Consider the following 23,921-nt stretch of genomic DNA (forward strand, 5'->3'; position numbering starts at 1 on the left):
TATCTAGCATATGGTATATAGACACTACCACAACGTCAACATCGGCATCAGTACGACTTCGGCAGATTGAGCACCTTCTCCGCGATGAAGGACAGGATCAATTGCGGGGAGATCGGCGCAATGCGCGGCAGCATGGCTTCGCGCATATACCGCTCCACGTGGAATTCTTTGGCGTATCCAAAGCCACCGTGGGTCAATACGGCGGTCTCGCACGCACGGAAACCCGCTTCTGCGCAGAAGTACTTGGCCGCATTCGCCTCAGCCCCGCAGGAGCGGCCCTGGTCGTAAAGCCAGGCCGCGCGCTGATACAGCAACGTGCCTGCCTCCAAATCCACCCATCGCTCCGCGAGCGGATGCTGAATGCCCTGGTTCTTGCCGATGGGCCGGTCGAACACGATCCGCTCGCCCGCATAAGCGGCCGCTTTCTGGAGAGCCACGCGGCCCAGCCCCGTCGCTTCGGCGGCCAGCAGCACGCGCTCCGGGTTGAGGCCGTGGAGGATGTACTCGAATCCCCGGCCCTCTTCTCCGATCCGGTCTTCCACCGGAATCTCCAGGCCGTCAATGAAAAGCTCATTCGAATCCACGGCCTTGCGCCCCAGTTTCTCGATCTCGCGCACCTGGATCTTGTTTCTATCCAGGTCGGTATAGAACAAGCTCAGCCCCCGGGCTGGGGTAGAGACCTCTTCAACGGGGGTCGTTCTCGCCAACAGCAGAATCTTGTGCGCCACCTGGGCGGTCGAGATCCAGACTTTCTGCCCATTCACCACATAGCGATCACCCTTGCGCACAGCCATGGTCTTGAGCTTGAGCGTGTTCAGGCCGGTGTTCGGCTCCGTCACGCCAAAGCAAGCCTTGTTCTTTCCATCGATGATGGGGGGCAGCCAGCGGCGCTTCTGCTCATCGCTGCCATGCACCACCACCGGGTGCAGGCCAAACACGTTCATGTGAATCGCCGACGCGCCAGAGAGCCCCGCCCCGGTGCCGCTCACGGTTTCCATCATGTGGGCCGCTTCCGCGATCCCCAGGCCGGCGCCGCCATATTCCTGCGGCATGGCGATACCCAGCCAACCCGCCCCCGCCATGGCGGAATAGAAATCCTCCGGAAAGCCGCCTTCGCGATCCTTCTTCAGCCAATACTCATCGTCGAACGGCGCGCAAACCTCCTGCACGGCGGCGCGTATGGCTTGCTGGTCATCTGTGGTGTCGAAGTTCATGTTTGATGTAATTCAAGATATGGAAACGAAGGAGCCGGGCCGGCTCATACAGGGTCCCAGCAGAAGACGTCGCGCGACTTGTCGAGTGCGAAGAAGGAGGGGCGCATCATGGGCAGGGCACGCTCCAGGCATGTGCCGACGGTCCAGCCCGCCTCGCCTGCGTGGGCAGTCCGGATCGGCCGCGGTTGCGAGAACAGATAGATCTCGTTGTTGCGCACGCCGAAAATCTGCCCCGTCACGTCCTGGGCGGCATCCGCCAGCAGCGCGCAGGTGAAAGGCGCGATCTTGGCGGCCTCCATGCGCGAGTTGACCCGCATGCGCTCCTGGCCTTCCGGTGTGTCGGTGGGGATGGTATTGACCATGCGGGTGAACGCGAACGGTGCGATGCAGTTGGAGCGCACATTGAAACGCGCCATATCCAGCGCGATCGATTTGGACAGCCCCACCACGCCCATTTTGGCGGCGGCGTAATTGGCTTGCGCGTTGTTGCCGATCAGGCCGGAGGTGGATGTCATGTGCACGAACGCACCGCTCTCTTGCCCCTTGAAGTGCGGCGCCGCCGCGCGGGACATGTTGAAGCTGCCCTTCAGGTGCACCCGGATCACCGCGTCGAACTCGTCTTCGGACATCTTGTGGAACATGACGTCACGCAGGTTTCCGGCGTTGTTCACCACGGCATCGATCCGGCCGTACAAGTCCAGCGCCTGCGTGATGATCGCCTGGGCCGATTTCCATTCGGCCACGCTGTCCGTGTTCGCCGAGGCGGTACCGCCGAATGCCTTGATTTCATCAGCCGTTTGCTGCGCCGGGCCGGCACCGCCGCCGGTACCGTCGATGTTGACGCCCAGATCGTTGACCACCACTTTGGCCCCCTGCCGCGCGGCCTCGATCGCGATCGCCTTGCCTACGCCAGCGCCTGAGCCCGTCACCACCACCACTTTGCCATCCAACCATGTCTGCATGTCCTGCTCCTTCTTTCCTGAATACTGATTGCTGATATGACCTGTCAAAACCGGTCAAAGCCGGATAAGGCGCTTGCCGGTGTTCGTCCCGGCATACAGCTCGGCGATCGATCCCGGTGCGTGCTCGATGCCATCGACGATCTCCTCCCGGTACCGAAGTTGCCCGCCGCGTACCCAACCCGCCAGCCGGCTGACTGCCTCCTCATAGCGGTGTTCGTAGTCCCAGACCAGAAACCCTTGCATGCGAGCCGCCTTGTTGAGCAGATGGCGCTCCGGGCGCGGGCCTGACGGCCACGGATCCCAACTGGCGACCGAGGCTGTTCCGCAGATCACGATCCGCGCCCCCTTGGCGATGTGGCGCAACACGGCATCGCTGATGGCGCCGCCCGTGTTGTCGTGATAGACGTCGACCCCGTCCGGGCAAGCCTCGGTCAGGCGCTCCTGGAAGCTTGGGTCCTTGTAGTCGATGGCGGCGTCGAAGCCGAACTCTTCCAGGCAGAGCCGGACTTTGTCCGCGCCGCCCGCGATGCCTACGGTCCTGCACCCAGCCAGTTTGGCCAATTGCCCGACCGCCGAACCGACGGCCCCCGCCGCGGTCGACACCACGACGGTATCGCCGGGCCGCGGCTGCCCGATCTCATTCAGCGCAAAGTAGGCGGTCACGCCATTGATGCCGAGAATGCCGAGCGACAGCGTCAAGGGCAGGTCCGCCTCGCGCACCTTTCTTCTGATCGGGCCGCCGGTGGTCACGCAGTAGTCCTGCCAGCCCAACATGCCCATGACCTTGTCACCCACGGCATAACCCGCATGCCGGGACGCCACCACCTCACCCGCGGAGAAGGCCCGCATCACTTCGCCGATGCCCACCGCATCCGAGTAGTTCGCAGCCGCGTTGACCCAGCCGCGCATCGCGGGCTCCACCGACAAAAACTCGTTCCGGACCAGCAGCTCGCCTTCGGCCAGCTCTGGAACAGGGTTCGTCACGATCTCGAAGTGGCGCGCCTCCGGGATACCCACCGGCCTCGACTTGAGAATCACCTGGCGATTTGGATGACACACCCCTGCCATATCACCTTCCGCGTTTGAAAAGATCGCGCGAAATGATCTGCTTCATGACCTCCATCGCGCCGCCTGCGATCTTGACGATCCGGGCGTCTGCGTAGGCGCGGCAGACCGGGAACTCCCACATGTACCCCCAACCACCATGCAGTTGCAGGCACTCGTCGACCACGCGGCAGTGCAGGTCGGACAGCTGCATCTTGGCGATGGCAGCCGTCACGGGATCCAGCTCGCCCCGCAACTGCTGCTCGATGCAGCGGTCGACAAAGGCCCGGGACACCACCGTGGCCGCGTGCAGCTCGGCCAGCTTGAACTGGGTATTCTGAAAATCCGCGATCGTCTGGCCGAAGGCTTTGCGCTCGCGGGTGTATTCCACCGTCTGCTCGATCGTCACTTCCGCGACCACGCAGCTGCGCACCGCCTGAACCAGGCGCTCATGCGCGAGATTGGCGGTCAGGTACTTGAAGCCCACATGTTCTTCTCCAATCAGGTTCGAAGCCGGCACCCTGACTTCATCAAAGAACAACTCGGAGGTGTCCTGCGCGTGAAGTCCCAGCTTCTTCAGGTTGCGCCCCCGCTTGAACCCGGGCCGGTTCGTCTCGACCAGGAAAAGGCTGATGGCCTCCCGCGGACGCTCAGGATCGGACTTGGTCACGAGCATGATCACATCGCTCGTCTGGCCGTTGGAGATGTAGGTCTTCTGTCCGCTGATGACGTATTCGTCTCCCTCGCGGCGCGCCGTCGTGCGGATGCCACGTACATCGCTGCCGGCGCCAGGCTCGGTGATGCCCAATGACCCAATGATCTCGCCCGACACCATGCCAGGCAGCCACTTCTTCTTGAGCTCTTCGCTGCCGAAGCGCTCGATATAGGTGGCCACCATGTCCGAGTGAATATTGAACCCCGGGCCCGTCACGCCGGCGCGGGCCATCTCCTCGATCACAACGCAGTTGTAGAGAAAGTCGGAGCCAGACCCGCCGTATTCCTCCGCCACATTGCAGCACAGCATGCCCGCCGCACCCGCCTTGCGCCAGACCTCCCTGGGCACGAGGCCATCTTCTTCCCATTGGGCGTGATGCGGCTTGAGTTCCGTTTCGACGAAGCGCCGCACCGAATCGCGGAACATGTCGTGGTCAGGGGTGAACAACGGTCGGGCGAGCGACATAGGTCTCCTTGGCAATGGTGATTGAAAGCCTGCGGCCTCACACAAAATAGGCCGCTACGTTTTATTTATGCTAGCGTACCATATATATGAGGCCAGCATCAACCACTTCCGTGCCAAGAACGTATTCAGGCTCTCAGAGCCGTGCCGCGATGTCTTTCCAGGCCCTCTCCAACTCAGGCCTGAAGGATGGGGCGGCCACGCCAATCAGCGCTTCGGCCCGCTCATGCACGCTGGCGCCTTCCAGCCGGGCGATGCCATATTCGGTCACCACGGCATCCACATCGACGCGGCTAAGGGTGGCCATGCCCTGAAAGTCCAGGGACGGGACGATCCGGGAAACGGCTCCGGCGCCACTGGTATGGGTGGCGCCCAGCACCACGATGCTCTTGCCGTGTTCAGACTGCCGCGCCGCCCGTGCGAAATCCGGTGCTCCGCCAGGACCGCTGATGGCCCGGCCGTCCGCATGCTCCAGGTTGCATTGGCCGAACAAGTCGACCTCCAGGGCGGCATTGACGGCTATGAAGCGATCCAGGCCGGTGAAGGCGCCTGGCAGATGCGTGTTCTCGCAACCGGCCACACGCAGTGGCGCAAAATCCGGCACCCAACGGTAGAGCGCATCGCTGCCCACCAGCACGCAAGCGGTATGAAGAAAATCCAGATCCAGCGCACCGGCCTCCGCCAGATCCTTCAGCCCATCGGAGAGCATGCCCGAATGCAGGCGCAGTTTCCGCCGGCCGCTCAGCAGCTTCATCAACGCAGTCGGCACCTTGCCCAACCCCACCTGCAGTGCACAGCCGTCTTCGATGAGGGGAGCAATATGGGTGCTGATGGCCTCGGATGCCGAATCGGTCTCCGGTTGGTAGACGGGCAACCGGGTGTCCGCCTCGCAAACGTAATCCAGATCATCCAATGCCACGCTGGGCGCACCTCGCAGCCGTGGTACGGCATGATTGATGAGCCCGAGCACCCGCCGGCTTTTCCCGAGGGCGATGGGTGTGAATTCAGCCGCAAGTCCCAGCGAGCAGCGGCCGGATGCATCGGGCGGTGACACCTGAATGACCACAAGATCGACCTCCACATTCTCCCGCAGATGGCGTACAAAGCCGGCATAGCTCATCGGAAGGGCCCGATAGCGCCGCTCACGCTGTGCCTCAGCAAGATTCCTCTGCATGAACAAGCCCGTTACACGGGCCGAGGGCGCCATGGCGTCCACGTCCAGGCGATTGATCCCGGGAATGCAGCTGGTCAGCATCTGCAAGCCTTCGGTTCGTTCCGGCTGCCGGTACAAGGCGTCCATGAACGCCTGCGGCATGCCGGCCGATCCGGGTACGAATACGAGCCGGCCAGGTTCGGCCAATGCGGCCAGTTCTGCTTCACTGATGATCTTAGGCATGCTTCAACTATGACAATCTGTATCTATACATACGTTCAGGCTATGGTCAACAGTTTTTCCCGCGCCAGGTCCCCTGCGAACCTGCTCACGACCTGAAAATATCAACCAGCCTCATACTCGATAATGTATGCTGGCACATAGTAATATCAAGCGCATCGCAATTGAACAGCAGGGGCTGAAAATGAAAGCAACGGAAAAGAAGACCAGCATGGCGTCGGCAAAGACCGGCACACGCACGTCCGCCAAGGCAGCCAAAGCCCGTGGCACAAATACGCCGCGCATCGCGGACTCCGACAACTGGGATCAGCGCCTGGGTTTTCTGATGCACGACGTCTCCCGCTTGCGGCGCACGGTATTTGATGATTTCGTGAAACCGCTCGGCGTGACACGTTCGCAATGGTGGGTTCTGGCGCACCTCTCCCGTCACGACGGCATGATCCAGAGCGATCTGGCCAATATCCTCGAGCTGGGCAAGGCGGCGCTGGGCGGCCTCATAGACCGCCTCGAATCCTCCGGCCTGGTGGAACGCCGCGCAGACGAGATCGACCGGCGCGCCAAACGCGTCTACCTCTCATCCATGGGCACGCACCTCATTGCCGAGATGCGCGTCAAAAGCCATGAGCTGAGCGAACGCATGCTGCAGGGGCTCGATCTACCCTCACGCAAGTTGCTCGCGGACATGCTGGCCCAGGTCAAGCACAATCTTCTCGTCATCCGTGACGAGATGGGTGTGCTTGAACAGGGTGAAGGCGAGGACGAATGACCCTCGCCTCTTCATGAAACCGAGGCGCCAGACGACTTGACGATAGGCGCCCATTTGCGGATTTCATTCTGGACAAAAGCCTGGTATTCAGCCGGCCCCAAAGGCGCGGGTTCGGCCCCGAGTTCGCGTATCGCCGCGGCGACACCCGGGTCCTTGAGAGCGGACACGATCTCGCTTCCGAACTTATCCAGGATGGCCTTGGGCGTGCCGGTGGATGCCGAGAGGCCATACCACGAGAAGATATCGAACTCGCCAATCCCCGCGGCCTCCTGAATCGTGGGCACGTCCGGGAAACTTTGCGAGCGCTTGTTTTGAGTCATCGCCAACAGCCGCAGCTTCCCCGCCTTGACGTGCTGCACATAGAGAGGCAAGTTGTCCATTGAAAAAAGCACCTCCCCGCCGAGCAAGGCCGTGACGTTCGCCGCGGTTCCCTTGTATGGCACGTGCTTGCCGTCGACACCGACACGCTGGACAAACAGGTGCCCGCCCAGATGCGACGAAGTCCCGACCCCCGCTGACCCGAAAAACACCTTCTCCGGATTGGCCTTCATGTAGGCAATCAACTCACCAATGGACTTGATGCCCGAATCCGCGCGCACCACCACCGCATTGGTCATGGTGGAGATACGCGCCACGCCCGGCAGATCCTTGGCAGGATCGAACGTCGGCTTGGCATACAGGGCCAGTCCGATCGCGTTGGTAGCCACGTTGCTCACGTAATAGGTGTAGCCATCCGGCGGCGCCGACGACGTCAGGCCAGCCGCGAGCATGCCCCCTGCCCCTGGTTTGTTGTCGATATAAAGCGATTGCCCCAAGCGTTCCCGCAGCCGCGTTTCCACGGCTCGCACGAACATGTCGCTGCCTCCTCCCGCTGAGCCGCCCGAAATAATGCGCAGCGGGCGGCTGGGCCAATGATCCTGAGCCAGAACACTGCCGGGCCATGCGCCCAAGGCCAGCGAACTGGCAACGAGTTTCCTTCTGGTGATGTTCATCGTTGTCTCCTTGAATTGATTCGAACTTTTCAATGGTCTCCGTACGCGGATCACGAGGCTCAGCTAGGCTTCAAGCCCGCAGCCTGGATCAACTTGCCCCATTTCTCTTTTTCCGTAGCGCCAAACACCTTGAGTTCCTCCATGGATTTGCGCTGCGGCTCGATCCCCAACTGCAGCAGCTTGTCATGCACTTCCGGCTTGGCCAAGGCTTTGTTGAGCGCGGCAGACAGCACATTCAGGGCTTCCTGCGGCGTCCCCTTCGGCGCATAGAAGACATTCCAACCCACGAGTTCGTACCCGGAGATACCCTGTTCCGCCAGGGACTTGACCCCCGGCAGCAGCTTGCTGGACTGGGCAGAAGTCACCCCCAGCGCCTTGACCTGGCGGCTGGTGACCGCGTTGCGCAGAGAGGTGATCGTGTCGACCATGAACTCGACCTGATCGCCCAGCACCCCGGTCAAGGCCTGTGCGCTGCCCTTGAAGTCGATCGGGAACATGGGCGCGTCCGCCCGTGCCTTGAAGAGCTCGTACGCCATGCGGCAAGTCGTGGTGGACACCCCGATGTTCAGTCCTGCGGGTTTGGCCCGCGCCGCCCGGACCAGATCCTGCATGGAATCGATGGTGTTGGAAGGCTTCGTCACGAACACCAGGGGCAGAATGCCCACCATGGCGATGGGCTCGAAATCAGCCTGCGGGTCGAAGCCGGGGCTGGTGTAGAGGAACGAGTTCGCCGCGTGCGTGGCATTGGTGCCCAGCATGATGGTGTAGCCATCGGGCGCGGACCGCGCCGCCGCCTGGGTGCCCACATTGCCGCCCGCGCCCGGCCGGTTGTCGACCACGATCGGCTGTTTGATCTCCTTGGCCAACTCATCGCCAATGTAGCGGGCAGCGATATCCGTGCCCTGCCCCACCGCATAGGGGACGATCAGCCGGATCGGCTTGCTGGGATAGGACTGAGCCATGGCGGGCGCTGCGGCAGCGAATGCAAAACTCATCACAAGTCGGGGAAAAGAGCGCAGAATACGCAGTGAACGCATGGAAGTCCTCGGTTGCAAGGGAAAATTTGTATGCTAGCTACTCGTATGCTAGCAAACCTTTTAAATCAACCGACAGGGTTTACCCTTAATTCCATGAATTGGCGTTGGCTCGACTTTGCCAATCAAACGCGCAGGGGGTCGAGTGGTGGCCTCTCAACCAGCTCGAAAGCGCGGATCAAGCTGTCAGCAGCGTAGCCACCGGTATCGCTGCCAGACGATGGCGCGCTTCTTCAAACTCCTGCCGCATGCGGCGCGCGAGCATCTCCACCGGGGGCAGGTCATGGATTGTCCCGATACCTTGTCCCGCGCTCCAGATATCCTTCCAGGCACGGGCCTTGGAGCCTGCGTCGGTCACTTGCAGGGAGCCTAGCTGACGCTCGGGCAGATCGTCAGGGTCCAAGCCGGCAGCCACGATGCTCGGGCGCAAGTAGCTTCCAGGCACACCCGTGAAGTAATGGGTGCGGCAAATATCCTGTGCCGTGCCTTCAAGGATCATCTGTTGATAGGCTGGCGCGGCATCGGCTTCCTGCGTGGCAATGAAGCGCGTACCCATGTAGGCGAGATCGGCACCAAATGCCAGCGCAGCGGCCACGCCTCGTCCGTCGGAGATGGCCCCGGACAGCACGAGTATGCCGTCGAATATTTCGCGGATTTCCGAAAGCAGCGCGAACGGATGCAGCGCACCGGCATGGCCTCCTGCGCCGGCGGCCACGGCAATCAGTCCGTCCACACCTTCGGCGATCGCCTTTCGGGCATGGCGCAGATTCGTCACGTCGTGAAGCACGATACCGCCGTAGGCATGTACACGGTCGACGATGGCACGCGATGCCCCCAGCGAGGTGATCACCAGCGGCACACGCTGCCGCTCGCAGGCGGCCAGGTCATGTTCGAGGCGCTGGTTCGAAGCGTGCGAAATCAGGTTGATGCCAAAGGGGGCGACCCGCGCCTCGGGGTGCATGGCACGAAAGGTGTCCAGCGCAGAGCGGATCTCGATCAGCGCGGGCTCGAACGCTTCCGCCGGGCGCACGCTCAATGCGGGCATGCTGCCGATCAATCCGGCTTGGCATTGTGCGACCACGAGCCGCGGGCCGGAAACGATGAACATGGGTGCGCAAAGCACCGGCAGCGCGATATGGTCCTGAATGAAGCTGGGCAAGGCCATGGTTTCACACCTCAGAAATTGTCATCCCCTGCGACCTGCGCCATGTCAGGCGCACGGCATGCATCCACATATTCGCGCCGCAAGCGGCGTACCAGATCGGACACACTGGGTATGTCGTGGATCAGCGAAATGCCTTGCCCCGCGCTCCACACGTTCGCCCAAGGCCGTATCCCCGCCGGCAGGTGCTCTGTGCCGTGACCGCCGCGCGGCAACGGCAGTGCGGCAAGATCAAGCCCCACGGCCTCCAGGGAAGCCTTGAGCCAATTGGCGGGCACTCCATTCACAGCGGGCGTGTAAAGCAGATCGGCAGCGCCCTGGCTCACCAGCATCTGCTTGTAGGCTTCGGGAGCACCGGACTCCTGCGTGGCGATGAAACGGGTGCCGAGGTACGCAAGATCCGCACCCAATACCTCGGCAGCGCGAATAGCGGCACCGTTGGATACCGCACCCGCCATGACGATGGTGCCATCGAATATGGCACGGATCTGCGGAATCAAGGCCAGGTGACTGACGGTACCCGAATGGCCTCCGCCCCCTGCCCCGATGGCAATGATGCCGTCCGCGCCGGCACGAATGGCTTTTTCCGCGAAACGCAAGGAAGTAGCATCGTGCCAAACGACTCCACCGGCATCGTGTACCTGCCGGATCGCCTCACTCGGGTCGCCGGCCACCGTGACCACGATGTCCACGCGAGCCGCAGCGCATATCGCCAGGCAGCGCCGCATGGTGGCTGGATCGGCCTTGAGATCGATGTTGGTCGCCAGCGGACCGACGCGCGCGGCCGGATGCGCCTGCTGCCAGGCATCCAGTTCTGCCCGGACAGCCAGCATCTCGGCTTCGAACTGGTCCAGCGAACGGCAGTTGCGCGGGTTTGTGCCGGCCGCGATGCCAGCCTTGCAAGCCTCCACCAGCAACCGGGGTGTGCTGACGAGAAACATGGGCGCGCAAAAGGCCGGCAGGACCAGACGGCTGCGCAGGCGCGGGTCAAGTGCCATGGATTTTTCGTCCTCTGGTGTTCATTTCTTTTGCCATTGATAGAGCGGCAGCTCCTTGTTGAGAAAGCGGCGCACGGCGTCCTGATGCTCAGGCGAGGACATCGCAATTCCTTGCGCATAAGCCTCGGTGGCAAGCGCGGCCGAGAGACCGGATTCGAACGATGTATTCAAGCCATGCTTGGCCATGCCCAGCGCTGGCCCTGACGCCTGCGCGAAACGCGCACCCAGCGCCTGGGCGTGCGCGAGGACATCGCCATCTTCAGCAATCTCAAGCACGAGGCCTAAGGCCAAGGCTTCCCGCGCATCGATCTCGCGGCCGGTAAACACAATTTCCTTGGCACGTTGCAGGCCTACCAGGCGTGGAAGCGTGTGCATGAGCCCCAGGTCGGGTACCAGGCCCATCCGCAGAAATGCCGAGCAGAAGCGCGCCCGCGGGCTGGCGACGATGAAGTCAGCGGTGAGCGCCAAGCCCATGCCCGCCCCGTAGGCTACGCCGTCAACCGCTGCGATCACGGGCCGCTCACAGTTGAGCATTTCGGTGATGAAGTGGTGCGCGCCAAGCAGCCGTATCCGGCCCTGCGGCGCCGTGAGTGCGGCTTGCATGCCCTGAATATCGCCGCCAGAACAAAAATGCCCGCCGTTGCCCGTGAGCACGACAGCCTTGATGGCTGGTTGCTCACGAATTTTCCCCATGTATTCCAGGATGCGCGACCGCAAGGCATAGCTCAATGCGTTGCGGCGTGCCGGCCGGTTCAATGCGATCGTGGCGACGCTATCCCGCACCTCGAAGAGCAGTTCATCGTTCTCTGTATTGGCATTCATTCGGGCATCACCTTGGCCGCACGGGCCGCCTGCATGAAAAACTCCACTTCCTCGCGGCCGACTTTGGCCAACTGCCGTGGCTCCATGGCAATAGGTTGCAACGAATTCTCTCGCAGCACCTTCTGCACCGGCTCCATGGAGATCACCTGCGCCACGGCATGGCTCAGGCGCGCCAAAATCGGCTGGGGCGTGCCCGCGGGCGCCCAAAGCGCAGTGGTGTAACCCACGCGATAGCCGGGCAGACCTGCTTCGCCCGGCGTCAGCGCGTCTGGAAAAGTGTCCAACCGGGGCTCCGAGGTGTACATAAGCGCGCGCACCTTGCCGCTCTGCACCAACTGCACGTAGGTTCCAGGCCCGTCGTAGGTGCCGTGTATCTCTCCACTCAACAGCGCAGTCACGGCCGGAGCGCTCCCCTTGTACGGCACGGTTTGCGCATCCACTCCTCCAGCTTTCTTCAGCACCTCGAAACCCAGTGTGGACAGCGGCGACACCACCCCCACATTGGTTTTCCCCGGATTTGCTTTCACATAGGCCAGGAACTCCTGGATCGTGCGCGCGGGGAAGCTGGCATTCACAAACAGCATGTAGCCCCCCGGCACATGGAGGACACTGCCGCCAGGTCCTTAAGGACATCAAAAGGCGGATCCTTGATGAAAGCCCTGCTCAGTCCGCCAATGGGTGCGCTCAGCAGCGTATAGCCGTCGGCGGGGGCGCGCGTGACGGCGCTCACCGCGATCACACCATTGCCACCTGGGCGATTGTCGATCACCACCGGTGTCTTCAGTACTTCACCCATGTAACGGCCCACCAGGCGCGCCACAATGTCTCCGGTACCTCCCGCCGCATTCGGCACGATGATGCGGATCGGCTTGGCCGGAAAATCGTCCGCGGCGCGTGCATTGCCGACGGCGGCGCACGCCCCGATACCCGCAGCGATCCACTGCCTTCTATTGAATCCATCCATCGGTAAGTCTCCTTGCGTTGACGCTGACAGTTGTTCAATCCGGCAGATGCAGCACCTGCCGGGCAAGAATGTTTCGTTGCACGTCGTTCGTGCCCGCGTAGATGAAGCCGTACAAAGCGGTCATGTGCGCGCCCGCAGTCCCTATGCGTTCGCCACCCAGATCCAGCGTGCCCATGGATTGCCCGTCCTCCGCAGCGGCTTCGACGGTGGCCGCCGTGATGCGCTCGCAGGTTTCGGTCGCCCAGATCTTGCACATGCCCACAGACGCAGGCAATTCGTCACCCCGGCGGATATACGCCGCGAAGTGGCTGTACAGGGCACCGACATCCAGGGTGTCGAGCTCGAGTGCGGCGAAACGCTGCGTGAACGCCGAGTCCTTGAAAAGGCCGCGCGCCTGGCCCAGACTCTCGAGCTGATAGAGCGCAACCCGCGCGTTGTTCGGTGTGCCCACGGTCACGCGCTCAAAGCCGAGCAATGCCTTGGCCAGCGCCCATCCGCCATGCAGTTCTCCCACCAGGTTGTCACTCGGCACGCGCACCTCGTCGAAGAACACCTCGCAAAACTTGTCATGGCCCGCCATGTCACGGATAGGGCGCACGGTGATGCCCGGCGTTTCCATATCGATCAGCACGAAGCTGATACCCGCCTGTTTCGGCCCCTCGTCGCGGGTGCGCACCAGTGCGAACATGTGCGTGGCCTCCGCTGCCATCGAGGTCCATATCTTCTGACCATTGATGACAAAGTGGTCCCCCTCCTGGCGGGCACGCGTACGAAGGCTGGCCAGATCAGATCCGGCATTGGGCTCCGAATAGCCTTGGCACCATATCGTTCGTCCTGTGAGAATGCCGGGCAGGAACCGCTGCTTCTGAGCTTCGGTCCCGAAGCGGATCAGCAACTGGCCCAGCATGCCCACGGAGGATTCCGTCGGTGCCCGCGGTACGCCAAATCGTTCCTGCTCTTCGAACATCGCGAGCAGGCGTTCCTGCGGCAAGGCCAAGCCTCCGTGCTCCTTGGGCCACGCGGGTGCGGCCCACCCACGGCGCCCCAGCGTGTGAAAGAAAGGCTGCCATTCCGACCACTTTGCGTTGCGCGGCAGAAAGCGCAGCTCAGGTGGAAAATTGGCTTCGAGAAAGTCGCGCACCGCGGTTCGGAACTGGGCTTCGTCAAGCTCCTCGAGCGGCGCCTCAGGGGGATAAGGCGCTCGAGGCCGGAATTCCCGCTCGGCACGTGTGGGCCGCAGCCGATACCAGCGCTGTTGGTGCGCGGTGGCGTTGCCAAGCCAGGCAGACAGATGCAACGCGCGCCGGAAAAAGCCGCTGACCGACAACTCATCGGTCGCACCGATGGCACCATGCAATTGAATCGCCGTGCGTGCCAGGCGGATGCCCATCGCCGCGCAACGCGCCTTTGCGCGGCTCGCAAGCCGGGCCAGCCGATCAGGCTCATCAGCCAGCTCGGTCAATATTTCCTCGAGACAGGCCCTCGACACCGAAATGTCCAGGTACATGTCGGCGCAGCGGTGCTGAAGCGCCTGAAAGCTGCCCAGCGGCCTGCCGAATTGCACGCGCGTGCGCAAGTGCTCCAGGGTGCGTTGCAACAGTTCGCTGCTCCCTCCCACGAGCATCGCGGACTGCACCAATCGGGCACGGTCACAGGCGTGCTGCACGGCGGCCAGAGCAGGCGTACCGATGAGCAGGCAATGACCGGGCTCCACCCGCACGTCCTCGAACTCCAGCGTTCCGATGTCGGAGCCATCCGCGCACTCATCGGGCCGCAGGTGCAACCCTGGAGTGCCGCGATTCACTTGCACCAGCACAGGCCCTTGTGCGCCTGCCGCGAGCACCAGCCAAGCGTCGGCGGCGGCCAGTGGAGAGACGGCGATCTTGCAGCCTGACAGGCGGCCGTAGCCGCCGGGCTCCTCGCTCCAGCGCAATTGCGGCGCCTCTTCGTCCAGCGCCCCAAGCCGCTCCTGCCACGCCAGGCCGGCCAGGAGCTCTCCTTCCAGGAAGCGGCGCCGCATGCGAGCACCAGCCTCGCTGTCACAGGCGTCGAGGCAGCTCGACACCTGAGCAGCGGCCACGATCAACGCGGGCTGCCGTGGATGGCGGCCCGCTTCCTGTGCAACGGTGAGCAAATCACGCTCCGCCAGGCCCAATCCGCCGCGCTGCTCCGCCACCAGTATGCCGAGCCAGCCCGCAGCCGCGATGGCCTGCCACAAAGCACGTGTATCCGCCAACGGCGCCAGCTTGCCGAAATGCACGCGGCCGGTTCTGGCTGCGCCGTCCGGAACGGCGGCAGCGCCTGGGATACGCGCCTCAAGGTGCCGGTAGAGGTCGCGCGCGCTATCGGCAATCGCGTCGTCTGAAATATTCATGGCTGTCTCCTCCGCTTTGGCTTCATCGGACCCGGTCACTTGGAAAGCATGGTCCCGGCATACCGTTGCAAGTGAAAGGCCGCATCGCCCCAGGTCAGATCAATGGCATGCAAACGCTTGAAATGATGGCCCACCGCCAGCTCGTCCGTCATGCCCATGCCGCCGTGCAATTGCACGGCCCGTTCAGCCACACGCCGGCCCGCTTCGCCGACAAAGACCTTCGCCGCCCCAACGTCCCGCTGAGCCCCGGGTATCCGGCCGGTGGCCGTGGCAAGCGCTTGCTGCGCCATGCGCGCCGCCGCGCGCGCGGCAGTGATGTCCAGCGCCATGTCGGCCACTTGATGCCTCAGTGCCTGAAAACTGGCGAGCGATTGGCCAAACTGCTGGCGCTGCTGTAGATAAGCGATCGTCTGCATCAGCAACGCCTGCATGGCCCCCACGGCCTCCCAGCACAAGGCCACAAGACCACGGTCCCGCGCGGCATCCAGCCATGAAGCCGATGCGCCGGGCTCGCCCAGCAATCCATCCGCTTGCAAGGCGACAGACTCGAATTCGAGCATGGCGACCGCTGCGCCATCCAACGTGGGCAGGGCAGTTTGCCGCAGGCCTGCTGCACCAGCTTCCACACAGAAAAGACTCAGCCCCTCGGTAGCGCCCTCCAATCGCGCGCTCACCAGGAACAGCTCGGCCACATCGCCATCGACCACATGCCGCTTTCTGCCATTGAGCCGGAAGCCTCCGGGCACATGTTGAGCGCGCAATGCCACGGCCTCTGGATCGCAGCCTGCGCCGGATTCGAGTTCTGCGAGCGCCACACGGCACTTGCCGCTGGCCACCGCGGGCAGCCAGCGCTGCCGCTGCGACGGCGTGCCGAGCTGCGCCAGCAGCCACGCCCCCACCACCGCGGTGGATACCAGTGGAAGCCGCACCAGACCGTGCCCCCAGGCTTCCTGCACCACGGCCAATTCGTCCAGGCCACCGCCACTTCCGCCAAAAGACTCAGGGATGAGCATGCCGGGAAGCCCCAACTCGCATATGGCCGGCCAATGACGATCAGCCCTTTGCGCCCACAGGTTTGCGGGCAGTCTCGGCGTATCGCCCAGGTACCGCCGGACGCTATCCCGAAGCAGTTCGAGCGCGCCCGAGTCCGCGGTCTGCCCATCGGCATGAATCTGGCTTGTCATATCCATTCAGCCCAGGAGTGCACGCGCGATAAGGTTCTTCTGCACTTCTGTGGTCCCTCCGTAGATGGTCGTCTTCCGCCAATCGAGATAGTTGGCCCCCAGAGCCCGCAGCTCCGGCGACTCGAGTTCAAGGCCAGCTTCTCCAGCGCCAGGTTCGCCCGCGTCAGGCAGGCACAGCATGCCCGCCGGCCCGGCGCAGTGCATGAGTAGCGTGGAAAGTTCCTGCACCAGTTCGGAGCCGTGCAACTTCAGGGCCGAGATCTCGATGCCGCGCAACTCCGGCGCGACGTCACCAGCCAACACACAAGCCAATGCCTGCTCCTGTACCCGGAGCCGCACAGCAGCCCTTACGATGCGTGCGCGCAGTACGTCGTTCTCCATGAGCCGCGTTCCCCCCAACCGCCCAGAAGCGGCGATGCTCAGCAACCGTTCGAGCAGCAGGCGGCAGGTGGCGATCGAGGAACCGCCTGTCCGCTCGAATCCCAACAGATACTTCGCCACCGTCCAACCCTCGTTCTCCTTGTGCACCAGACCGTCGAACGGAACGCGCACCTCATCGAGGAACACTTCGTTGAGGTCACTCGCGCCGTTGATCGTCGGAATGCGGCGCACGCGCACCCCCGGAGAACGCATGTCGATCAGCAGAAAGGAAATACCTTCCTGCGGCTTTCCTCCAGCGCGCGTACGCACGAGGCAGAACATCCAGTCGGCCCAATGGGCGTAGGAGGTCCAGATCTTTTGACCGGTCACGACATAGTGCTCATCCCGGCGCTCGCAGCGTGTGGACAGCGAGGCAAGATCCGAGCCGGCGCCGGGCTCGGAATACCCCTGGCACCATATTTCGTCCAGGCGCGGCATCGGCGGCAGGAAACGCGCTTTCTGGTCTGGCGTACCGAACTTCTGCAGCACGGGCCCGATCATGTTGACGTGGGGGTAGAGCCGAGGCGCACCAGCCGCGCCCAACTCCTCCTCGAACACCAACCGCTGCTCCGCACTCCAGCCTGGACCACCGTATTCCCGAGGCCATCCGGGCGCGGCCCAACCCCGTGTATCGAGAAGGCGATGCAGGCTGACATAGTCCTGCCGCTCGAGCGGCAGGAACTGGCGGGTTTTCTCACGCAACCGAGCGGGCAACTCGGCAGCCAGAAATGCACGGATCTCCTCGCGAAAGACCTCCAGCGATGCGGTGGTGTGACTCATATCCGGAGCGCGGCCTGCCCATTGGTCAATACCACCGTGCCCCGCTGCAACGCGGTGGCACGCACACTCACGCGCTCCTCACCCTCGCGCCACAACTCCACCCGCAGGGTTTCACCCGGAAACACTGGCGCAGAAAAGCGGCCCGTCAAACTCCGCAACCGATCTCCATCATGGCCAAGCACGCCCGCGACAAGGGCCCGCGCTACCACCCCGTACGTGGCCAGTCCATGCAGGATCGGCCGCTCGAAACCCGCCTTGCGCGCCACCTCGGGATCAGCGTGCAAGGGATTCAAATCCCCGGAAAGCCGGTAGATCAGGGCTTGCTGGGGCAAGGTCGTGACATCCACGCTGAGATCAGCCAGACGTTCGGGTGTCGAGTGCGGCTTGGGCCCTTCGGAAACAGGGCCGCCGAAGCCCCCGTCAGCCCGGCAGAATGCCGACATGCCAGCGGTGGCCAGCAAAGTCCCGCTGGCCTTCTCGCGCATCTCCCGCTCAAGATAGATCAGCGCGCCCTTGCCGGGGCCGCGGTCAACGATTTCAGTGACACGTGTCTTGCCGACAATGGTGCCGGCCACCGGCCATGGCGCATGGAGCGTCAGGCTCTGCTCGCCATGGACCATTTTCGTGTAATCGATGCCCAGCGGAATCGCGCGCAGGGAGACGAAGGCAAGGGCCACCGGCATGGTGGGAAAAGCCTTCAGCTCTTTTTCATAGACGTAACGCAATGCACCCGTATCCAGAGGATCGTCGCCAAGGCCAAGGCCCAAGGCATAGAGCATGGTGTCGCGCTCTGTGTAATGGTGCTCGACGGAGGGGATATCCAGCGCCAGCGCCCGGTAATAGTCGATAGCCATGCAACTCTCTCTCGCTATTCAAAGGGTTTCAGCCGAACCCAGGATCAATGTGGCCTGGCTGCTCAGCACGCCGCCATTGCCATGGGCCAGCGCCAATTGCGCGCCGGAAATCTGGCGTTCACCGCATTGGCCGCCGATCTGGCGTGCGGCCTCGACCATCGTGAAAAGGCCGTACATGCCCGGATGAACACAGGAAAGACCGCCGCCGTTGGTGTTCACCGGCAGAGTTCCCCCGGGGGCAATGCGCCCGCCTTCGACGAATGCACCGCCTTCGCCCTTTGGGCAGAAACCCAAGTCTTCAAGAAACAGGATGGTGTTGATGGTGAAAGCATCGTAGAGCTGCAGCACATCGATGTCAGCGGGCTTCACACCCGCATGCGCAAAGGCGCGCGGCCCCGATTCAGCGGCCGCGGTCACCGTCAGGTCAGCCATCTGGGCGATGTATCGATGGGTAGTGGCCTCCGCGCCGCCGAGCAGGTAGGCAGGTCTGGGCACGAGGTCTTTGGCGCGCGCGGCGCTGACCATCACCACGGCGGCGCCCCCGTCGCAAACCAGGCAGCAATCGCGCACAGTGAACGGCGTGGCAACAGGACGCGCAGCCAGGCATTCTTCGATGCTCAGCGGTTCGCGCATCCAGGCTTCAGGGTTCTTCATGGCCCACTGGCGGGCGGCCACCGCAACCTCCGCGAGTTGGCGGCGTGTAGTCCCGTACTGGTACATGTGGCGCTGCGCCGCTAGGCCGTACGATGCGGCCAGGGTCACGCCGTAAGGCGTCTCGTAGATGGAAGAACCAGGTGGTGCGACAAAGCTCCCGCTTGTCCGTGGATTGGCGCCATAGGTAATCAGCGCGGTCTCGCACAGGCCGGCCTCGATGGCCAGCGCCGCGTGCATGGCATGCGTCAGAAACGACGATCCACCGGTACGGTTGTTGTTGGTAAACCTCGGGTGAATACCCAGATACTCCGCCAGCGAAAGCCCTGACAGCATGTCGTCGGGCAGGCATACGGACAGGTAGTCCACCTCGGACAACCGCAATCCCGCATCGCCCAGCGCCTTCAGGCCAGCACGTGCGGCGAGGTCCATTGAACTGAAGCCCTTGGCTTCGCCTATGCCATCAGTGGCCGTGCCCACGATCGCGGACTTCCCGCGCGGAAAACGCTCTTGATGGCTCATTGGATTCCTTCGTTTGGAACCTTGGCATGCGCCTCGGTCTCGGCAAGCTCGAACACCAGCAGAGGTCGATCGTTCTCACGCACGATGCGGGCACGCACCGCTGTTCCGATAGGCACTTCGCGGGGAGGAACATCTTGCAGGCGCGCCAGCACGCGCGGCCCTTCCTCGAGATCCACCAGACAGACGCTATACCCCAATGCAGGGGCTTCCGCGCCACGATAGTCAGGGAGTACAGCGTGCCAGCGCCGCTGGCCTCCACCCATTCGAGGTCGGCCACGCCGGTGCCTGGCTCAGCCACGCGTGGCGGGAAATGACAACGCCCGCTCGAACGCGAACGTTGCAGCATGAACCGTCCTTCGGCCAGGAACCTCATGAAGTCCTGGTCGGGGTGCAGTGTGTCATCCATAAGCATGCTCAGCTCGCCAGGTGGTAGCCACCATTGACGCCAATGTGTTGGCCGATGATGTAGGAGGATGCATCGGACAACAGGAAGCAGATGGTCTTCACCACTTCCTCAGGCTGCGCCCAGCGGCCCATGGGAATCTGGGCCAACGCGCCGGCACGGAATTTCTCACCGCGCACCACCTCCGTCATGGGCGTCTCCACCACTCCGAAACACACCGTGTTGGTACGGATGCCATATTTGGCCCATTCACGCGCGGCGCTCATCGTCATGCCCAGCAGGCCGGCCTTGGCGCTGGCGTAGTTGATCTGTCCGATCGATCCCTTCCGGCCCGCATCAGAAGACACGTTGACGATCGCGCCCGGCGCGTCCTCACCGGCCTTTGCACGCTCCAGCAGATGACGCCCCACGGCTTGAAGCCACAGGAAAGAACCTGTGAGGTGTGTATCGATCACCTGCCTCCACTGCTCCAGCGTCATCTTCTCGATCATGGCCGGCCGCACGATGCCGGCATTGTTGACCAGTCCATCCACCTTGCCGAAACGCTCAATCGCCGCCTGTACCGATTGGGTAGCGAACTCGGGATCACTCACGCTGCCGGCAAAGGCCATGACACGGTTGCCATGCTCTGCCGCGAAGCTCTGAATGGCATCGCGATTGAGATCGACGACACCCACATTCGCGCCCAGCTCGAGCGCGAGCTCAGCCACCGCACGGCCGATCCCCTGGGCAGCGCCAGTGACGAGAATGGTCTTGTCTTGCAAGGAGACGATGTTTTTCATGAGGACATCCATGGTTTTGATGGGAAACGAAAACAGGAATCAGCGGCCGATGAATGCTGGCCTGCGCTTTTCAATGAACGCGCGCCGCGCTTCTTCGTGATCACGGCTCAAGGCCAAGGGCAGCTGTACATCCGCCTCGACAAGCAGCAGATCCTCAAGCGAGGACGGCCGGCGCATGAGCGTGGCCTTGGTGGCCGCCAAGGCTCGTGGCGCCACGCTCCGGTAGCTCCCTGCCTTGCGCACCGCGGCAGCCACGGCTTGCCCTGCAGGCACCACGGCATCCACCAGGCCCATGGCCAGCGCTTCCGGCGCTTCCACGGTACGCGCCGTCAGCAGCAGATCACGTGTCCGCGGCAAGCCCACGCGCTGAGGCAGCCCCCAGAGAAGGCCGCTGTCAGCGATGAGACCGATCTTGCCGAAAGCCGCCGCGAAACGCGCCTCTTCCGAAGCAATCACCCAATCGCAAGCCAGGGCGAAGGACATCCCCGCGCCAAACGCCGATCCCTCCACAGCGGCCACTACCGGCTTGGGGCCGCCAATCAGCAGGCGGACCACGTCATGGATGATCTCAAGCCTGCGCCGCCCGACCACCGGATCGGTGGGCTCTCCGGGGGCGCCATCTCGCTGATGTCTCCGCCGGAGCAAAAATGGCCGCCAGCGCCGGTAAGTACAATCCCGCGAACCGTATCGTCCTCGGCAAGCTGACGCAGCTTCTCACGCAACGCCACACGCATGGCAGTGGAGATGGCGTTGCGGCGCTCCGGTGCGCAAAGCGTCAGCACCGCGATGTCTTCTTGTTGCTGCAGCAGTACGGGTGAATTCTCCAAGAGCTCTCCTTCCGGCCAGGCGCCTTTTCAGCGATGTTGTCTTATTAATAGGATAATACACTTACTCAATCATCGTCAATGAAAAACACGCCGATATCAAGGACGTGCCAAGGCCATTGACTGCGCATTCGCATCAGCCGCCAGACTGCCCGACGCGGGCGCAGCCGGCAGCTCACATGCTCAATAGGACTTGGGCAATCCGAGCGCGTGCTCAGCGAGATACGAGAGGATCATGTTTTCGGAGATCGGAGTGATGCGCAACAACCGCGCCTCGCGGAAATAGCGCTCGACCTGCATTTCAGCCGCATACCCGAAACCTCCATGGGTCTGCAAGGCGCGGTCGGCAGCGAGATAGGCTGCCTCGCCCGCGAGGTACTTGGCCATGCTCGCTTCCTGCCCGCACGGCAGGCCTTGATCGTAGAGCCATGCCGCACGCAAGGTCACGAGTTCAGCCGCCTCCAACCGGCACAGCGCATCGGCGAGCGGAAACTGAACACCTTGGTTCTTGCCTATGGGCCGCTCGTAGACGATACGGTCTTGCGCGTACTGCACGGCTCTTCGCAAGGCCGCGCGGCCCACGCCCACCGCCTCCATGGCCACGAGAATGCGCTCAGGATTGATGCCGTCGAGCAAATAATGAAACCCCCGGCCCTCTTCTCCCAACCGGTCCTCCAGCGGAACTTCCATGTCGTCGATCGCGACTTCGTTGGACTGCACCGCGTGCCGCCCCATCTTGAGAATGGGCTTGATCGTGACCCGGTCCCTCTGTAAAGCCGTGAAGAAGAGGCTCAGCCCGTCGATGGGCCTTCTGCATTGCTCAATGGGCGTCGTGCGCGCGAGCAGCAGCACCTTTTCGGATTCGGCGGCTTTCGTGAGCCAGGTCTTGCGTCCGTTGACCACATAGCGGTCACCCCGGCGCTCGGCCCGTGTACGCACCCTCGCAATGTCAGTGCCAAGGTCTGGTTCCGTGACGCCAAAGCATACGTGGAGCTCCCCGGATACCACACGAGGCACGTCATCGCGGCGCATGGCCTCATTGCCGTGCTTGATCACCGGATTGATGCCGAACATGCTGATGTGGATGGCGCTGGCGCCATTCATGGCAGCGCCGCTGGCCGCCACCTCGCCCAGCACGATGCCGGCTTCGGTAACCCCCAGCCCTGCGCCGCCATACTCCTGCGGGATCGCCGTGCCAAGCCATCCGCTGCGCGCCATGGTTTGGTAGAACTCCCAGGGAAATTCATGCGCTTGATCTTTCCGCGACCAATAGTCGTCGGGAAAATCCCGCATGACCGCACGCACGGCTTCGCGGATGGCTTCGTGATCAGCGGAGGGTTTGAAATCCATCTTCGCCCCCTCTCAAACGATCTTGCGTTCGCGCAACGCCGCGATTTCCTCGGGAGAATGCTTCAGCATCTCTGCCAGCACCTCATCGGTATGCTGCCCCAGTGTGGGAGCCGCACGCTCGTAGGTAATGGGTGTGTCTGAAAAGCGCATCGGGTTTGCCAGCCCCGGAGCCAGCACACCGGCGGCATGCGGCACATCCACTCTCATTTCACGATGCCGGATCTGCGGATCCTCGAACACCTGATCCATCGTATAGATCGGCCCGCATGGCACATTGAATTTCTCAAGCCGTTCCACCCATTCCATCATGGTGCGCGTGAGCATGATCGCACTGATCTGCGGGATGAGCTGCTCGCGGTTGAGGATGCGCTGCTCGCCCAGCTCGAAGCGCGGATCCACGGCCAGATCCGGACGCTCCAAGGCCTCGCAGAAGCTTCGGTATTGCGAGTTGTTTCCCACCGCCACGATGACATCGCCTTCCTTGCAGCGGAAGACCTGATAGGGAACGATGTTCGGATGGGAGTTCCCCAACCGCCGGGGCATCTTGCCCGCGATCAGGTAGTTCAGCGCCTGGTAGGAGTTCAGCGCCACCACGCTGTCGAGCAACGAGATGTCGATGTACTGGCCTTTGCCGCTGGTGTGCCGATGTTCCAACGCGGCAAGAATCGCACTCGTGGCGTACATGCCCGCAAGAATGTCCCCAATGGCGATGCCGACCTTCAATGGGCCGGCACCGGGCTCGTCGTCAGCCCGCCCTGTCAGGCTCATGAGCCCGCCCATTCCCTGGAAAACGAAGTCATACCCCGGCAGCGGCGCGTAGGGACCCGTCTGGCCGAACCCCGTGATGGAACAATAGACAAGACGCGGGTTGATCTTCGCGATGTCTTCGTAAGCGAGGCCATAGCGGGCCAGATTGCCCACCTTGTAGTTCTCGACCAGAACATCACAGTGCCGGGCGAGCTCGCGCACGATCTGCTGGCCCTCGGACGTGCTGATATCCAGCGTGATCGACTTCTTGCCGCGATTGGCGCTCAGGAAATAGGACGAATCGAAAGTTTCCCGGCCTTCGGCGTCGCGCAAGAAGGGAGGGCCCCATGCACGCGTGTCGTCACCCAGCCCCGGGCGTTCGATCTTGATCACCTCGGCCCCCATATCAGCCAGATTCTGGGTCGACCAAGGTCCTGCCAGCACGCGCGTGAGATCAAGGATTCGGAGATGAGATAAGGCTTTCTGCATGGGCTTTCAGTAA

At 62.8% G+C, this 23,921-nt stretch carries 22 protein-coding genes and 1 pseudogene; 1 reads left to right on the top strand and 22 read right to left on the bottom strand.

Annotation, left to right across the window (positions count from 1 at the left end; genetic code table 11):
- Nucleotides 1–47: 47 nt before the first annotated feature.
- The 5 genes from WJU18_RS25120 to WJU18_RS25140 form a co-directional block, all read right to left on the bottom strand.
- A complete protein-coding gene (locus tag WJU18_RS25120) occupies nucleotides 48–1,214 on the bottom strand; it encodes an acyl-CoA dehydrogenase family protein (protein ID WP_423456514.1) in 1,167 nt (388 codons plus the stop codon).
- Nucleotides 1,215–1,258: 44 nt separating this feature from the next.
- The gene (locus tag WJU18_RS25125) at nucleotides 1,259–2,176 is read right to left on the bottom strand and encodes an SDR family NAD(P)-dependent oxidoreductase (protein ID WP_423456516.1); all 918 of its coding nucleotides are present in this window, start codon (nucleotides 2,174–2,176) and stop codon (nucleotides 1,259–1,261) included.
- Between the two features lie 54 nt (nucleotides 2,177–2,230).
- Entirely contained in the window at nucleotides 2,231–3,214 is a 984-nt protein-coding gene (locus tag WJU18_RS25130; protein ID WP_423456517.1) for an NADP-dependent oxidoreductase, read from the bottom strand.
- Nucleotides 3,215–3,245: 31 nt separating this feature from the next.
- On the bottom strand, nucleotides 3,246–4,400 hold the full coding sequence (locus WJU18_RS25135) for an acyl-CoA dehydrogenase family protein (RefSeq protein ID WP_423456519.1): 1,155 nt from the start codon (nucleotides 4,398–4,400) through the stop codon (nucleotides 3,246–3,248).
- 133 nt (nucleotides 4,401–4,533) lie between these two features.
- A complete protein-coding gene (locus tag WJU18_RS25140; RefSeq protein WP_423456521.1) occupies nucleotides 4,534–5,793 on the bottom strand; it encodes an acetyl-CoA hydrolase/transferase family protein in 1,260 nt (419 codons plus the stop codon).
- A gap of 181 nt (nucleotides 5,794–5,974) precedes the next feature.
- Between WJU18_RS25140 and WJU18_RS25145 the strand changes: the two genes are divergently transcribed.
- Nucleotides 5,975–6,556 (top strand): MarR family winged helix-turn-helix transcriptional regulator, encoded by a 582-nt coding sequence (locus WJU18_RS25145; RefSeq protein WP_423456523.1) that lies wholly within the window; start codon nucleotides 5,975–5,977, stop codon nucleotides 6,554–6,556.
- Nucleotides 6,557–6,567: 11 nt separating this feature from the next.
- Here the strand turns inward: WJU18_RS25145 and WJU18_RS25150 are convergent, their stop codons facing one another.
- From WJU18_RS25150 to WJU18_RS25230, 17 genes and pseudogenes are all read right to left on the bottom strand, one after another.
- Complete coding sequence (locus WJU18_RS25150) at nucleotides 6,568–7,548, bottom strand: Bug family tripartite tricarboxylate transporter substrate binding protein (RefSeq protein WP_423456525.1); 981 nt, start codon at nucleotides 7,546–7,548, stop codon at nucleotides 6,568–6,570.
- A gap of 59 nt (nucleotides 7,549–7,607) precedes the next feature.
- The gene (locus tag WJU18_RS25155; RefSeq protein WP_423456527.1) at nucleotides 7,608–8,543 is read right to left on the bottom strand and encodes a Bug family tripartite tricarboxylate transporter substrate binding protein; all 936 of its coding nucleotides are present in this window, start codon (nucleotides 8,541–8,543) and stop codon (nucleotides 7,608–7,610) included.
- 217 nt (nucleotides 8,544–8,760) lie between these two features.
- On the bottom strand, nucleotides 8,761–9,747 hold the full coding sequence (locus WJU18_RS25160) for an NAD(P)H-dependent flavin oxidoreductase (RefSeq protein ID WP_423456529.1): 987 nt from the start codon (nucleotides 9,745–9,747) through the stop codon (nucleotides 8,761–8,763).
- Nucleotides 9,748–9,758: 11 nt separating this feature from the next.
- A complete protein-coding gene (locus WJU18_RS25165) occupies nucleotides 9,759–10,742 on the bottom strand; it encodes an NAD(P)H-dependent flavin oxidoreductase (protein WP_423456531.1) in 984 nt (327 codons plus the stop codon).
- A gap of 21 nt (nucleotides 10,743–10,763) precedes the next feature.
- Nucleotides 10,764–11,564 (bottom strand): enoyl-CoA hydratase/isomerase family protein, encoded by an 801-nt coding sequence (locus tag WJU18_RS25170; protein ID WP_423456533.1) that lies wholly within the window; start codon nucleotides 11,562–11,564, stop codon nucleotides 10,764–10,766.
- A pseudogene (locus WJU18_RS25175) lies at nucleotides 11,561–12,528 on the bottom strand (Bug family tripartite tricarboxylate transporter substrate binding protein). Before WJU18_RS25175 ends, WJU18_RS25170 begins: the two are co-directional and overlap by 4 nt.
- 34 nt (nucleotides 12,529–12,562) lie before the next feature.
- Nucleotides 12,563–14,902, bottom strand: a complete 2,340-nt coding sequence (locus WJU18_RS25180) for an acyl-CoA dehydrogenase (protein ID WP_423456535.1) — start codon at nucleotides 14,900–14,902, stop codon at nucleotides 12,563–12,565.
- Between the two features lie 35 nt (nucleotides 14,903–14,937).
- Nucleotides 14,938–16,086, bottom strand: coding sequence for an acyl-CoA dehydrogenase family protein (locus WJU18_RS25185; RefSeq protein WP_423456537.1), 1,149 nt, complete (start codon nucleotides 16,084–16,086; stop codon nucleotides 14,938–14,940).
- Nucleotides 16,087–16,092: 6 nt separating this feature from the next.
- Entirely contained in the window at nucleotides 16,093–17,286 is a 1,194-nt protein-coding gene (locus WJU18_RS25190; RefSeq protein WP_423456539.1) for an acyl-CoA dehydrogenase family protein, read from the bottom strand.
- On the bottom strand, nucleotides 17,283–18,140 hold the full coding sequence (locus tag WJU18_RS25195; protein WP_423456541.1) for a MaoC/PaaZ C-terminal domain-containing protein: 858 nt from the start codon (nucleotides 18,138–18,140) through the stop codon (nucleotides 17,283–17,285). Before WJU18_RS25195 ends, WJU18_RS25190 begins: the two co-directional genes overlap by 4 nt.
- Before the next feature lie 18 nt (nucleotides 18,141–18,158).
- Nucleotides 18,159–19,313: a thiolase gene (locus WJU18_RS25200; protein WP_423456542.1), complete on the bottom strand. Its 1,155-nt coding sequence runs from the start codon at nucleotides 19,311–19,313 to the stop codon at nucleotides 18,159–18,161.
- Entirely contained in the window at nucleotides 19,310–19,576 is a 267-nt protein-coding gene (locus tag WJU18_RS25205; protein ID WP_423456544.1) for a Zn-ribbon domain-containing OB-fold protein, read from the bottom strand. Before WJU18_RS25205 ends, WJU18_RS25200 begins: the two co-directional genes overlap by 4 nt.
- A gap of 151 nt (nucleotides 19,577–19,727) precedes the next feature.
- The gene (locus WJU18_RS25210; protein ID WP_423456546.1) at nucleotides 19,728–20,498 is read right to left on the bottom strand and encodes an SDR family NAD(P)-dependent oxidoreductase; all 771 of its coding nucleotides are present in this window, start codon (nucleotides 20,496–20,498) and stop codon (nucleotides 19,728–19,730) included.
- 39 nt (nucleotides 20,499–20,537) lie between these two features.
- Nucleotides 20,538–21,053: an enoyl-CoA hydratase/isomerase family protein gene (locus WJU18_RS25215; RefSeq protein ID WP_423456547.1), complete on the bottom strand. Its 516-nt coding sequence runs from the start codon at nucleotides 21,051–21,053 to the stop codon at nucleotides 20,538–20,540.
- Entirely contained in the window at nucleotides 21,038–21,325 is a 288-nt protein-coding gene (locus WJU18_RS25220) for an enoyl-CoA hydratase/isomerase family protein (RefSeq protein WP_423456549.1), read from the bottom strand. Before WJU18_RS25220 ends, WJU18_RS25215 begins: the two co-directional genes overlap by 16 nt.
- Before the next feature lie 180 nt (nucleotides 21,326–21,505).
- Nucleotides 21,506–22,672: an acyl-CoA dehydrogenase family protein gene (locus tag WJU18_RS25225; protein WP_423456551.1), complete on the bottom strand. Its 1,167-nt coding sequence runs from the start codon at nucleotides 22,670–22,672 to the stop codon at nucleotides 21,506–21,508.
- 12 nt (nucleotides 22,673–22,684) lie between these two features.
- Nucleotides 22,685–23,908 carry a CaiB/BaiF CoA transferase family protein gene (locus WJU18_RS25230; RefSeq protein WP_423456553.1) on the bottom strand — a complete coding sequence of 408 codons (1,224 nt, stop codon included), beginning with the start codon at nucleotides 23,906–23,908 and terminating at the stop codon, nucleotides 22,685–22,687.
- Between the last annotated feature and the right edge of the window lie 13 nt (nucleotides 23,909–23,921).

Origin of the sequence: Ottowia sp. VDI28 (assembly GCF_049532675.1) — a bacterium.
GTDB lineage: Bacteria > Pseudomonadota > Gammaproteobacteria > Burkholderiales > Burkholderiaceae_C > Ottowia.